The sequence below is a fragment of the Rhizobium sp. BR 314 genome (assembly GCF_047445805.1).
Lineage (GTDB): Bacteria > Pseudomonadota > Alphaproteobacteria > Rhizobiales > Rhizobiaceae > Rhizobium > Rhizobium lusitanum_B.
The window spans coordinates 148,689-163,057 of record NZ_JARWLA010000010.1 but is presented as its reverse complement, the minus strand read 5'-3'; the positions used below and the strand labels follow the sequence as shown (position 1 = coordinate 163,057).

Genomic DNA, 14,369 nt, shown 5'->3' with positions numbered 1-14,369 from the left:
GATGTCCCCCCACCGGTGGACGACATTGCTGCATTGCGATATGGGCCACCTGTTTGCGTAATGCGATGGGAGCAGTAATATCATGATCGGACTTGTGCTTGTCACTCATGGCAAGCTGGCTGAAGAGTTTCGGCATGCGGTTGAGCATGTCGTTGGTCCGCAGAAGTTCATAGAGACGGTATGCATTGGTCCCGAAGACGACATGGACAAGCGGCGGCAGGACATTCTGCAGGCTGTTGCCGGCGCCGATGACGGGCATGGCGTCATCATCCTCACCGACATGTTCGGCGGCACTCCCTCCAATCTCGCAATTTCCGTGATGAACAGTGGCCACACAGAGGTCATCGCAGGCGTCAATCTGCCGATGCTCATCAAGCTCGCCGGCGTGCGCGGTGACAACAATATGGAAAAGGCGCTGGTGGAAGCATCGGAAGCCGGTCGCAAATACATCAACGTGGCCAGCCGCGTGCTCAGCGGCAAATGACGAGACAGCACCGCTTCCAATGACAGAGCTTTCCCGGGAACTCCTCATTATCAACAAGCGAGGCCTCCACGCCCGCGCCTCCGCCAAATTCGTTCAGACCGTCGAAGCCTACGACGCCGCCATCACCGTTTCCAAGGACGGCACGACGGTCGGCGGCACCTCGATCATGGGTCTGATGATGCTGGCCGCAAGCCCGGGCTGCAGCGTCATGGTAACGGCCAGCGGCAATCAGGCCGCCGAAGCGCTCGAGGCACTGGATCAGCTGGTCGCCAACAAATTCGGCGAGGAAATGTAGGCTTTCCGGCCTGCCATCGCCCTGATATAAAGATATAAAGACTTCTTTATATCATCATTGATTTCCGCCCTGAAGCCTGCTACACGGCATCATCCACACGCTATCGCGTGCAATTTTGGTTGCATTCGGCCGAGGCGTTTGTCCTTGGCGCGACTGCATCGTTCAGGCTGGAGACTTTCATGAGCACTGAAAAGGACTACGTCGTCGCGGATATCGGCCTTGCCGATTTCGGCCGCAAGGAAATCTCGATTGCCGAAACCGAAATGCCGGGCCTTATGGCTTGCCGCGCCGAATTCGGCGAAGCACAGCCGCTGAAGGGCGCCCGCATTACCGGTTCGCTTCATATGACGATTCAAACAGCCGTTCTCATCGAGACGCTGGTGGCACTCGGCGCTCAGGTACGTTGGGCATCGTGCAACATCTTCTCGACCCAGGACCACGCCGCCGCTGCGATCGCAGCCTCTGGCGTTCCGGTCTTCGCCGTCAAGGGTGAGAGCCTCGAAGACTACTGGATCTACACCGACAAGATCTTCCAGTGGACCGACGGTGGCGTGTCCAACATGATCCTCGACGATGGCGGCGACGCCACGATGTACATCCTGCTCGGCGCTCGCGCCGAAGCCGGTGAGGACGTGCTCTCCAACCCGCATTCGGAAGAAGAAGAGATCCTCTTCGCCCAGATCAAGAAGCGCCTCAAGGCTTCGCCGGGCTGGTTCACCAAGCAGCGCGACGCCATCAAGGGCGTGACCGAAGAAACCACCACGGGCGTCAACCGTCTCTACCAGCTCAGCCAGAAGGGCCTGCTGCCCTTCCCGGCCATCAACGTCAACGACAGCGTCACCAAGTCGAAGTTCGACAACAAGTACGGCTGCAAGGAATCGCTGGTTGACGGTATCCGCCGCGCCACCGACGTCATGATGGCCGGCAAGGTTGCCGTCGTCTGCGGTTACGGCGACGTCGGCAAGGGTTCCGCCGCTTCGCTCTCCGGCGCCGGCGCTCGCGTCAAGGTGACCGAAGTCGACCCGATCTGCGCACTGCAGGCCGCCATGGACGGCTATGAGGTCGTTCAGCTCGAGGACGTCGTTTCCTCGGCCGACATCTTCATCACCACGACTGGCAACAAGGACGTCATCCGCATCGACCACATGCGTGCGATGAAGGACATGGCGATCGTCGGCAACATCGGCCACTTCGACAACGAAATCCAGGTTGCCGCTCTGCGGAATCAGAAGTGGACGAACATCAAGCCGCAAGTCGACATGGTCGAGTTCTCCAAGGGCAACCGCATCATCCTTCTCTCCGAAGGCCGCCTGCTCAACCTTGGCAACGCCACCGGCCACCCGTCCTTCGTGATGTCGGCTTCCTTCACCAACCAGACGTTGGCGCAGATCGAGCTCTTCACCAAGCCCGACGAATACAAGAACGAAGTCTACGTTCTGCCGAAGCACCTCGACGAGAAGGTCGCTCGCCTGCATCTCGCCAAGCTTGGCGTGAAACTGACAGAGCTTTCCGAAGAGCAGGCTTCGTATATCGGCGTGACGCCGAAGGGCCCGTTCAAGTCGAACCACTACAGATACTGATTGCTAAAACAGTATCCACAACATCTTGTGGCCCTGGCATTGACAAATGCCGGGGCTTATTTTTTAGCCAGCTCCCTTCCCGCAGATTCCCTTAGGCAGTATTGTTTTTAAACTTGATTCGTGACGAACCGGGCGTGCCCGGAGCCATGAAAATGGGATGTCTTGTCAGGATGCGGCACAGTAGAGCCGGATGATTCTAGGTCCGTTCGGCCTAAAATCTGAATTCGCTCTACAATCAGATAAGTAGAGCATGATCTCGTCCGAAAACCGTTTACACTTTTCGGCATCATGCTCTGAAAGACGGAGACAGACCTCTTATGTCTGAAGGGGAAGACAACCTGCATCAGCCAGCGCTAAACCGAGCGGCGGCGCGACTGCGGCAGGGTGGTGCATATTGGCTTTCGGCGAAGGCGAAGCGCGGCAAGGGCCGCTTGGCCTCTTTCAGCCGCATGCTGAGGCTCAGCGTTTTCGGCGGTCTTGTTACCGGCCTTGCGGGACCTGTTCTCGCTCAAAGCGACGTTGCGGCACAGACGACCGTGCGCCTGTTCACTTCTTCCGAAATGGCAGTCTTCTCCGTCATTATCGGCGTCATTTCCGCAGCCCTGCTCTCGACTGTGTGGATGGTCCGGCAGCGCGGCAATCTGGAAAGCGAAAGCCGCGAGATCCGCACGGCGCTCTCCGACGCCAACCAGCGCATCTCCCAATATCAGGCGCTGATCGCCGACAAGAACCGCCGTATCGTCATCTGGGACGGCCAGGATGCGCGACCGGAACTGCTCGGCCAGCTGCCTGTCGAAACCGGCGCACCGCAGGACAACGAATTCCTCGCCTTCGGCCGCTGGCTGAAATCATGGTCGGCGGGCGAACTCGACAAGGCGATCGACAAGCTGCGCGGCAGTGGCCAGAGTTTCGACATGGTCGTCGAAACCAACCGTGATGAAATTCTCGAAGCGCAGGGCCGCATTTCCGGCGGCCGCGCCTTCGTCCGCTTCATCGCACTCAACAATCTGCGCGCCGAACTGGCCGAGCTGAAGATCGAGCGCGATCGGCTGATGACTTCGATTTCGGCGTTCCAGAACCTGCTGGATGCCATCGACCTGCCGGTCTGGCAGCGCGATGCCGAAGGCAAGCTCACCTGGGTCAATCAGGCCTATGGCGAGGCTGTGGAAGCCATTTCGGCGGAAGAGGCCATTCGCGAAGAGCGCGAGTTCCTGACGACGGTGGCCCGCGAGCGCATCCGCGCATCGACTACGCCGGAATCGCCCTTCCACGACAAGATTTCGACCGTCGTGCACGGCAACCGCACCTTCTTCGACGTCGTCGATGTCAAGTCTCCGAACGGTTCCGCCGGCATGGCTATCGACGTTTCCGAGGCGGAAGCAGTTCGGGCCGAGCTGGCGCGGACGCTGAAGAGCCACGCCGAAACCCTCGATCATCTGGCGACACCGGTCGCGATCTTCGACGGCGACCGGCGGCTGCAATTCTACAATCAGGCCTTTGTCCAGCTCTGGGAGCTCGATATCGCCTTCCTCGAGAAGCGTCCTGACAATAGCGAGCTTCTGGACCGGCTGCGCGGCGCCAAGAAGCTGCCGGAACAGCTGAACTGGAAGACTTGGAAGGACGGAGTCCTTTCCGTCTATCGCGCGCTCGATACGCAGACCGATCTCTGGCATCTGCCGAACGGCCAGATCCTAAGGGTGTTCGCAACCGCGCATCCGCAGGGCGGCGCGACATGGGTGTTCGAGAACCTGACCGAGCAGGTCGATCTCGAAACGCGCTACAATACGCTGGTGAAGGTTCAGGGCGAGACGATCGACCATCTCTCCGAAGGCGTCGCCGTTTTCGGTCCCGATGGCCGCATCCGCCTGTCGAATCCGGCTTTCCGCATTCTCTGGAACATTACCGAGGCGCAGGCCAAGCCCGACACGCATATCCAGGCGCTGGCCGAAGCCTGTGCCCCATCCTACGACCGACCCGACGGCTGGAAGCGCTTCGCCGAACAGATCACCAGCTTCGACGACGAACGTCCGTCATCACAGGGTACTCTGGAGCTCTATTCCAATCTCGTGCTCGACTATGCGGTCATTCCGTTGCCGAACGCGCAGACCATGCTGACCTTTGTCAACAAGACCGACAGCGTTCGTGCCGAGCGCGCACTCACCGAAAAGAACGACGCGCTGCTGAAAGCAGACGAACTGAAGAACGATTTCGTCCAGCACGTCTCCTACGAGCTACGCTCGCCGCTGACCAACATCATCGGCTTCACCGACCTCTTGAAGACGCCGGGCATCGGCTCGCTGAACGATCGGCAGGCCGAATATATCGACCATATTTCGACATCCTCCTCGGTGCTGCTGACGCTGGTCAACGACATTCTCGATCTGGCGACTGTCGATGCCGGCATCATGCGGCTCAACTATTCCGAGATCGTGCTCAGCGACCTGCTCGACGAAGTCTCGATGCAGATCGCCGACCGGCTGCAGGAAAGCTGCGTGACACTTGAAATCACCGTGCCGGCCCATCTCGGCTCCATCGTTGCGGATCAGCAGCGGCTGAAACAGATCCTGCTCAAGCTTCTGACCAATGCCGCGAATTTCGCGCCCGAAGGCTCGACCATTTCGCTGAAATGCGGACGCGAAGGCACGGATTTCGTTTTCTCGGTCGCCGACAAAGGCCCCGGCATACCGGAAGATCTGATTCACTCGGTCTTCGATCGCTTCGCCTCCGGCGGCAAGGGTGGCAAGCGCAGCGGTGCAGGCCTTGGCCTTTCCATTGTCGAAAGTTTCGTCAGCCTGCATGATGGCGAGGTTTCCATCGAAAGCCAGCCGGGCAAGGGCACGATCGTCATCTGCCGAATCCCCTCGGCTGAACTGCCCCATTCCGTCGCAGCAGAATGACAGCCTCAAACAGCAGCATTTCCCTCTTCCTCGCAGACGACGCCGCCACGGCTGAGCTTGGCGAGGATCTGGCGCTAGCCTTGAAGGTCGGTGACTGTCTGGCACTATCAGGCGATCTCGGCGCGGGCAAATCCTCGCTCGCACGCGCGCTGTTGCGCGCCATGGCCGACGATACAGAGCTTGATGTGCCGAGTCCGACCTTTACGCTCGTGCAATCCTATGAGCTGCGCATTCCGGTCTCGCATTTCGATCTCTATCGCCTCGGCGATCCCAGCGAATTGACGGAACTCGGCTTCGACGAAGCCCTGCAGATCGGCACCTGTCTTGTCGAATGGCCCGAAATGGCCGAAGGCGAGCTACCGAAGGAGCGCATCGACCTCAAACTCACGCATGAGGGCGAAGGACGGCGAGCCATCATCACGGCACCGGCCAAACAGATGGCGCGCATCGAGCGCGTGCTTGCTATCCGCGCCTTTCTCGATACGCATGGCTATCGCGGTGCGCACAGGCGCTTCCTGACCGGCGATGCCTCGTTACGGGCTTATGAATCCATCCATCCGGCAGATGGCGGCAGCCGTGTGATCCTGATGGATTGGCCGCGCCTGCCGGAAGGGCCGCCCGTGCTCGACGGCAAGCCCTATCCCAAGGTCGCGCATCTTGCCTGGGATACCTATCCGTTCGTTGCGATCGCCAACACCCTGCGCGAAAACGGCTTTGCCGCTCCGGAAATCTTCGCCGCTGATTACGATCAGGGCATCCTGCTCATCGAAGATCTCGGCACCGATGGCGTGCTCGACGCCGAGGGCAAACCGATTGCCGAACGCTATCGCGAAAGCGTCGCCTGCCTCGCGCATCTGCACGGTCTGTCCATTCCACACGATATTCCGGTGACGCCTGACCATATCCATCACATTCCGGATTTCGACCGGACCGCGATGAAGATGGAAGCGCGGCTGCTGCTAGACTGGCATTTACCTTGGAAACGCGGCACGCCTGCAAGCGACGAGGAACGCACCGACTATCTGGCGATCTGGGACAAGTTGATCGATCAGCTTGGAGACACGGAAAAGAACCTGCTGCTGCGCGATATGCATTCGCCCAACATCATCTGGCGGGCGGCAGAAAAGGGCATTCAGCGGATCGGCCTCATCGACTTCCAGGACGCGATGATCGGGCCGACCTCCTACGACGTGGCTTCGCTGGTGCAGGATGCCCGGGTGACGATCGAGCGCGATCTGCATGACCAGCTGATGTCGGACTATCTCGCGCTCCGGCACGCCCAGGGCGGTTTCGACGAGGCTAAATTTCTGAAGAGCTGGGCGATCATGTCGGCGCAGCGCAATTGCAAGCTCGCCGGCCTCTGGGTGCGGCTGCTGCAACGCGACGGTAAGCCGGGCTATCTGAAGCACATGCCGCGCACGCTCGCCTACCTCGCCATCGCCTTCGAACACGAAGCGCTCGCGCCCTTGCGCGAATGGTGCGAGAAGGCCGGTATTGGCCGGACATAACAGCCAGAGACCGGGCGACGGCTTTCCGGCCTTGTGCTAAGGAAAGCAGATAGCGAATCGAGAGTTCGAGACGAGATGACCATCAAACAAGCCATGGTGTTGGCCGCTGGGCTCGGAACCCGCATGCGGCCGATCACCGACACCATCCCGAAGCCGCTGGTAAAGATCGCCGGCAAGCCGATGATCGACTATACGCTGGATGCGCTGGTACAGGCAGGTGTCGAGCGGGCTGTCGTCAACGTCCACCACCACGCCGACCAGATGGAAGCGCATCTGCGCAGCTATCGCGGTCTCGAAATCTTGATCTCTGACGAACGAGACGCCCTGATGAACAATGGCGGCGGCCTTGTCAAAGGCCTGAAGCTGCTGAGCCGCGATCCGGTTTTTGTCATGAATGCCGATCTGTTCTGGATCGGCGAGAAGCCCGGCCATCCAACCAACCTGGAACGCTTAGCCGGATTTTACGATGAGCAACGCATGGATATGGCGATGCTCTGCGTCGATCTGGAGCGAACCACCGGCCACAACGGCAAGAATGACTTCGGTATGGCGCAGGATGGCGAGCTTGCCCGCTATCGCGATGTCGGACGCGACGGCGTCGTCTATGCCGGCGCGATCGCGATGAGCCCGTCCTTCCTCGACGACGCGCCCGATGACGCTTTCAACGTCAACATCTACTTCGACAAGGCCATCGAGCGCGGCCGGCTCTATGGCACCATGCTCGACGGCCATTGGTTGACTGTGGGAACGCCGGAGGCGGTTGGCGAGGCGGAGGAAGCGATCCGGACATTCCGGGCGTTTGCGTGAGCCTATGGCAGGCGGACACCGGCAGCGCATCCTGACGATTCCGGCAGGCCTGCCCTTCCTGAAGACTCTTGCCTCGGCTCTTTGCGACGGCCGGCTGACGGAGCATTTCCGCTATGATCCGGAAGACCCGCTGTCGCTGGCAAAGGTCAGCATATTCCTGCCGACGCGGCGTGCGGTGCGCGTGTTGCGCTCGGAATTCGTCGACCTGCTCGGCGGCCGTTCCGCCATCCTCCCCGTCATTCGCCCGCTCGGCGAAACCGACGACGACAGCGGCTATTTCGAGGAAAACCTGCCTGAGACAGCCGATCTGGCACAGCCGCTCGCGAATACGGCGCGGCTTCTGGAACTGGCGCGGCTGATCCTTGCCTGGCGCAACAGGCTGCCACAGGTCGTGCGCGATATTCATTCCGATTCACCGCTGGTGGCGCCGGCAAGTCCGGCAGACGCCATCTGGCTCGCGCGCAACCTCGCCGAACTCATCGATTCGCTGGAGACCGAAGATCGCGAATGGAGCGAGCTTGCCAATCTCAGCGCCGAAGAACATGCGCTCTGGTGGCAGCTGACGGCCGAGTTCCTGCGGATCGCCAGCGCCTTTTGGCCGGCTCGCCTCGAAGAACTCGGCAAATCCTCGCCCGCCCGCAACCGCAACGCCGTTCTTCGCGCCGAGGTGCAGCGGATATCGACCATGCGGCATGCCGGGCCTGTCATCATCGCAGGCTCGACCGGTTCGGTGCCGGCAACTGCGGAACTGATCGCCGCTGTCGCCTCGCTGCCGCAGGGCGTGATCGTGCTGCCAGGCCTCGATCTTTCAATGCCGGAAGAAGACTGGCAGCTCGTGGCGCCTGAAACAGCCGCCGGCGAGCGATCAGACCCCACCACCCGCAGCCATTCGCAATATGGCCTGTCGCTACTGCTCAAGCGCCTGCACGTCACCCGCCGGGACGTCGAAACCGTCGCAGAGGCGCCTGAAGCCATGCAGATGCGGGCAGAAATCCTGTCGCGCGCGCTGGCGCCGGCGAAAGCGACCAGCGGCTGGGGGGGCTGGCGCAAGACGCTTGCCGCTCACGCCATTGCAGAAGCCTTCGCCGATGTCTCCCTGATCGAGGCATCGAACGAGCGCGAGGAAGCGACGGCAATCGCCATTGCCTTGCGGCTGGCACTGGATAAACCCGGGCGCAACGGTGGCGAGAGCCAGGCGGCGCTGATCACCCCGGACCGCAATCTTGCTAGGCGAGTCACGGCAGAGCTTGCGCGCTTCGGCATCACGGCCGACGATTCGGCCGGCACGCCGCTCAACGCCACGCCGCAAGGCACGCTGCTGCAATTGCTGCTCGAAGCCACGCTTCGCCCTGGCGATCCCGTCGCGGTCGTCGCCTTGCTCAAACATCCCCTCGCCCGTTTCGGCGTTTCGCCGGAAGCGCATGGCCTCGGTATTGATGCGCTGGAAATCCTGGCGCTGAGAGGCGGCGTCGCCAATATCGATGTCGGCTCGCTGGAAAGCCTGCTCGATGGACGTATCGCCGAGCAGGCCAGCGACCGGCACGCGCCGCAATGGCGCAAATCGCTGCCGCCCGAGGCCATCGAATGTGCACGCGAACTGGCACGGCGGGCGACTGCTGCATGTGGGCCGCTTACATCCGCGCTCTCCCTGCGGATTGTCGAGGGCCTGCCGACCCTTTCTGAATGGGCGGAGCGCACTGGCCGGGCGCTGGAGGCGGTGGCCGCCGACGAGCGCGGCAATCTGGCAGCCCTTTGGTCCGGTGAGGCCGGCGATACGCTCGCCAGCCTTTTGAAAGACGTTATCGACACCGAAGGCCAGCTCGAGGCCGATGGCCTGCAGTGGATCGACATCACGACAGCGCTCTGCGTGGGCCAAGCGGTGAAACCGCGGGCACTCAGCCATCCCCGCCTCTTCATCTTCGGTACGCTTGAAGCGCGCCTGCAAAGCGTCGACACGCTGATCCTCGGCGGCTTGAACGAAGGATCATGGCCGGGGCAGACGGCAAATAACCCCTTCATTTCCCGCAGCATGAAGACGGAGATTGGCCTGGAGCCGCCGGAGCGCCGCATCGGGCAGCTGGCCCATGATTTCGAAATGGCGAACGGCACGCGCGACCTGATCTATTCGCGTGCGCTGCGTCAGGGCTCGACGCCGACAGTTGCCTCGCGGTGGCTGCAGCGGCTGATCGCGCTTGGCGGCAAGGAACTGGAAGACGCCATGAAGGCCCGCGGCGACCGGTATCGCCATTGGGCGGCCATGATCGACGAGGGCGAAAACCAGGCCCCGGCGCTGCGCCCGGCACCGAAGCCGCCTGTGGAGTTGCAGCCGAAAAGCTATTCCTTCAGCGAGGTGGGCCGGCTGCGCCGCGACCCCTATGCCATCTATGCCCGGCGCGTGCTGCGGCTCGATCCCGTCGACCCGTTCAACCGCGATCCTGGCCCGGCCGAGCGGGGCACGCTTTACCACAAGATCATCGATCGTTTCGTCCGCGAGGGCCACATTGCCGGCACGCCGGATGCGGCACTGGCCATGGATCGCATCATCGCAGACCTGTTCGATGCCGAACGGCTGCCCGTTCATATCGACAGCGTCTGGCGGCCGAGGTTTCGCGAAGTGGCACGCGCCTTCCTTGATTGGGAAGCGCAGCGGCGACCCGAGGTTCGAAAAACGGCGACGGAAGTGCCTGCCGGAGTCGAAATCGAACCCATCGGCATTCGCCTCACAGGCGTTGCCGACCGCATCGACGTCAAAAGCGACAAGGCAGCCGATCTCATCGACTACAAGACCGGCTACAATCCCTCTCCGCCACAGGCGCGCGCACTGCTCGACCCGCAACTGGCGCTCGAAGCCTATGCGCTGAAGGCGGGCGCCTTCCGCAATATCGGTGCACTGCTACCCGAGAACCTGATTTACGTCCGGCTACGGCCCGGCGATCGTTTCAAGGTGGACCAGGTCAACAACGAACATTCCGCCCGCGGCGGCAAGACGGAAACAAAGTCGGCTATGGATCTGGCGCAGGAGTCGATGGATCAGCTGGTGAAATTCGTCTCGCTGCTGCAATCGGGCGAGAAGGGTTTCTCGTCGCGGCTGATCCCGGCCCAGCAATTCGAATATGGCGGCGATTACGATCACCTCGCCCGCGTATCGGAGTGGTCGACGGCGGAGAGCGAACAAGAAAGCGGCGGCGATGAGTGAGCTTCCCGCCGACGACTTCGCCAACCTGCCCGAAAGCGACGATCCCGGTGTCTGGATCAGCTGGACGACGATCCAGCAATCCATCGCCTCCGACCCCGAACGCTCGGCCTGGGTCTCGGCCAACGCCGGCTCCGGCAAGACGCATGTACTGACACAGCGCGTTATCCGCCTGCTTCTCGCAGGCGCGCGCCCTTCGGCCATCCTCTGCCTTACCTATACCAAGGCGGCGGCATCCGAGATGTCGAACCGCGTCTTCGATCGCCTCGCGGCCTGGGCGACGATGCCGGACGAGGAGCTGAAGACGCGCATAGCCGACATCGAAGGCAAGGAGCCTGACATCTTCAAGCTCGCCGAGGCACGGCGGCTCTTCGCCAAGGCGCTGGAAACGCCCGGTGGTCTGAAGATCCAGACCATCCATGCCTTTTGCGAGGCTCTGCTGCATCAATTCCCGCTTGAGGCGAATGTTGCCGGGCACTTCTCCGTTCTCGACGACCGGGCAGCGGCGACCTTGCTCGACGATGCCCGGCGCGCGCTGCTGGCCTCCGCAACACCGTATGGCGACGCCGAATTGGCTGATGCCTTTGCCTATGTGCTCGATCTTGGCGACGAATCTGGCCTGGAAACGCTGCTCGGCGATATCGTCGCCAATCGCAACGCCATCCGGCGCTTTACCGAGGCAGCCGAGCGGCAAGGCGGCTTTGAAGCGGCCTTGCTGGCGCGGCTTGGCCTCACCGCCAGCGACACGGAAGACGGCGTCGCGGGGCAATATTGGCCGCTTCCCGGCCTCTCCGGCACAACGCTTGAGCTCTATCTGACGCTTGCCGACCAGAAGGGCGGCGCCAAGGCGCAAGAGGTCGCCTRCGCCCTGCGCCTCGCCAAACGCGAGACAGATCCGATCGCCCGTGCCGAGATCCTCGAAAAGACCATGCTGACGGCCAAGGGCGAGCCGAAATCCGACAGTCAGTTCTTCGTCAAGGCGATGCTGGCGGACGCCCCTGCCCTTGCCGAGGCTGTCGCTGAGGCACGCGCCCACGTGGTTGCCTGCCGCGACCGGTTGAAGCTAATGCGGATGTACCGCGCAACGCGGGCAGCGCTCATCCTCGCCGACCGGCTGAACCGGGATTACGAGGAGCTGAAGAAGCGGCGCAGCCAGCTCGATTTCGAAGACCTCATCACCCGCACGGCCGATCTCCTGACCAAGAAGGATGTCGGACCCTGGATTCACTACAAGCTGGATCAAGGCATCGATCATATTCTGGTGGATGAGGCGCAGGACACCAGCCCGATCCAGTGGAGTGTCATCCAGTCGCTGGCGGAGGATTTCTTTTCCGGCGAAAGCGCGCGGCCGACGCTGCGGACGATCTTTGCCGTCGGCGACGAGAAGCAATCGATCTATTCGTTCCAAGGCGCCCGTCCGGAACGGTTTTCCGAGGAAAGCGACCGCACGCGGCGGCGCGTGGCGGCGAGCGGCCAGCAATTTTCGTCGATCCGCCTGCCCCTTTCCTTCCGATCGACAGCCGATGTGCTCGGCGCCGTCGACCATGTCTTCACCAGCCCGGAGAATGCGCGCGGACTCAGCGCGGTCAACGAGCCTGTCGTGCATCGTTCCAGCCGTATCGGCCACCCGGGCGCCGTCGACCTCTGGGAGATGATCGCGCCGGAGCCGGCTGCCAAGGAAGAGGACTGGACCGCGCCTTTCGACTCGACGCCGGAGAGCGCACCCGCTGCCATCCTGGCGCGACGGATGGCGCAGACGATCGGCAACCTTGTCGGGCGGGAAACCATCATCGAGAAGGGCAAAGCCCGGTTCATCGAGGCTGGCGACATTCTCGTTCTAGTGCGCAAGCGCGATAGCTTCGTCAACGCGCTGACGCGCGCTTTGAAACGACGCGGCAATATTCCTGTCGCCGGCGCCGATCGTTTGGTGCTGACCAGCCATATCGCTATTCAGGATCTCCTCGCGCTCGGCCGCTTCCTGCTGCTGCCGGAAGACGATCTTTCGCTTTCTGCCTTACTGAAAAGCCCCTTGTTCGATCTCAGCGAAGACGATGTCTTCGCCGTCGCCGCCTATCGCGACGAAGAGGAAAGCGTCTGGAGCCATCTGCAGCGATTTGCCGAGGATGGCCATGATCGCTTCAAGCAAGCAGCCGAGCAGCTGAAAACCTATCTTGCGCTGTCGAAGACCTTGGCCGTTCACGATTTCTACGCTCGCGTGCTCGGTAGCTTCGGCGGCAGACGGCAGTTTCTGGCGCGACTCGGCACCGAGGTTAGCGATATCCTCGACGAATTCCTGACTTTCGCGCTCGATCACGAGACCAGTGGCCTGCCCGGGCTGCAATCCTTCATCTCGACGCTGGAATTGGAAGCGCCGACCGTGAAGCGCGAACAGGACAAGGGCCGCAACGAAGTGCGGATCATGACGGTGCATGCCTCGAAGGGGCTGGAAGCGCCGATCGTCTTCCTCGTCGACGGCGGCGGCAAAGCCTTCACCCATACGCATCTGCCGAAGATGCGGCTGATCGAGACCGGCCGGGATCAGATTCCGCTGCCGGTCTGGGTTCCGGTCTCGGCGCTTGCCAATTCGCTGACGCAGGCCGATACGGCGCGGCTGCAATCTCTGGCAGAGGAGGAATATCGCCGCCTGCTCTATGTTGGCATGACGCGCGCGGCCGACCGGCTGATCATCTGCGGCTATCGCGGCATCCGCGAGAATGCCGATACCTGGCATGCCATGATTTCCGCGGCACTACGCGGAGACGTGCAGCACTGCACGCCGAAGACCTTCTCCGGGTCTGATGGCGATTGGGAAGGTTTGAGCTGGCGCATCGCGCAGGTGCAGCGCAAGTTCGAAACCATGCGCGAACCGGAAAAACGGACGGAGCGTACAGGCCTGCCCGCCGACCTCAGCCGGCCGCTGCCGCCGCCGCGAAACCTGCCGCGCCCCCTCAGCCCATCCGGCGTCGGCACCGTTGTCGACGATGAGGCCGATAACCTGCTCGTCACGTCGGCACTCTTCGGCGAAAAGGCGAAATCGGACCGCGCCCTGCAGAAAGGCCGCTTCATCCACCGCATGCTGCAGACATTGCCCGATATCGCGCCGGAAGACCGAGCCGATGCCGCACGGCGCTATGCCGAGCGAGCGGCACGCTTCTGGCCCGAAGCCGAGCGGGAAGCCTTGATCGGGGCCGTCATGGCGCTGCTTGATCATCCGGAGCTGCAAGGCACTTTCGGCGCGCATGCACAGGCGGAAGTCTCGATCATGGGAACGCTGAAACTCGGCGGCCAGTCCTATGCCGTGTCGGGCCGTATCGACCGCCTGGCTGACCTTGACGACCGCATCGTCATTCTCGACTACAAGACCAACCGTGTGCCACCGCGCAGCGAAAGCGATATTCCCTTCGCCCACAAAGCGCAGCTTGCCATCTACCGCGCCATCCTCTCGCCGCTCTATCCGGGAAAGCGCGTCGATTGCCTGCTGGTCTACACCGAAAGCGCCTCGATCTACACGCTATCCGAAGAGGCCCTTGCATGGGCGCTTGCGGAGCTCGAGACAAAGTGAAATACCAAATATTGAAATTTTGGCACCGCACCATCACATATTT

General features: G+C 61.9%; 8 protein-coding genes. All 8 read left to right on the top strand.

The genetic code is table 11. From position 1 onward, the window contains the following. Positions 1-82 precede the first annotated feature (82 nt). The 8 genes from QD461_RS15830 (at position 83) to addA (ending at position 14,326) form a co-directional block, all read left to right on the top strand. Positions 83-484: a PTS sugar transporter subunit IIA gene (locus QD461_RS15830; protein WP_004127534.1), complete on the top strand. Its 402-nt coding sequence runs from the start codon at positions 83-85 to the stop codon at positions 482-484. 19 nt (positions 485-503) lie between these two features. Beyond that, positions 504-779 (top strand): HPr family phosphocarrier protein, encoded by a 276-nt coding sequence (locus QD461_RS15825; protein ID WP_199087120.1) that lies wholly within the window; start codon positions 504-506, stop codon positions 777-779. A gap of 179 nt (positions 780-958) precedes the next feature. Then, on the top strand, positions 959-2,359 hold the full coding sequence (ahcY, locus tag QD461_RS15820; RefSeq protein WP_184704974.1) for an adenosylhomocysteinase: 1,401 nt from the start codon (positions 959-961) through the stop codon (positions 2,357-2,359). A 449-nt stretch (positions 2,360-2,808) separates the two neighbouring features. Continuing rightward, on the top strand, positions 2,809-5,256 hold the full coding sequence (locus QD461_RS15815) for an ATP-binding protein (RefSeq protein ID WP_414088592.1): 2,448 nt from the start codon (positions 2,809-2,811) through the stop codon (positions 5,254-5,256). Beyond that, positions 5,253-6,764 carry a tRNA (adenosine(37)-N6)-threonylcarbamoyltransferase complex ATPase subunit type 1 TsaE gene (gene tsaE / locus QD461_RS15810; RefSeq protein WP_414088567.1) on the top strand — a complete coding sequence of 504 codons (1,512 nt, stop codon included), beginning with the start codon at positions 5,253-5,255 and terminating at the stop codon, positions 6,762-6,764. Before QD461_RS15815 ends, tsaE begins: the two co-directional genes overlap by 4 nt. A gap of 75 nt (positions 6,765-6,839) precedes the next feature. Further along, a complete protein-coding gene (locus QD461_RS15805) occupies positions 6,840-7,571 on the top strand; it encodes a nucleotidyltransferase family protein (protein ID WP_414088566.1) in 732 nt (243 codons plus the stop codon). A gap of 4 nt (positions 7,572-7,575) precedes the next feature. After that, positions 7,576-10,767, top strand: a complete 3,192-nt coding sequence (addB, locus tag QD461_RS15800; RefSeq protein WP_414088565.1) for a double-strand break repair protein AddB — start codon at positions 7,576-7,578, stop codon at positions 10,765-10,767. After that, entirely contained in the window at positions 10,760-14,326 is a 3,567-nt protein-coding gene (gene addA / locus QD461_RS15795; RefSeq protein WP_414088564.1) for a double-strand break repair helicase AddA, read from the top strand. The genes addB and addA overlap by 8 nt, the downstream gene beginning before the upstream one ends. The last annotated feature ends 43 nt before the right edge of the window (positions 14,327-14,369 follow it).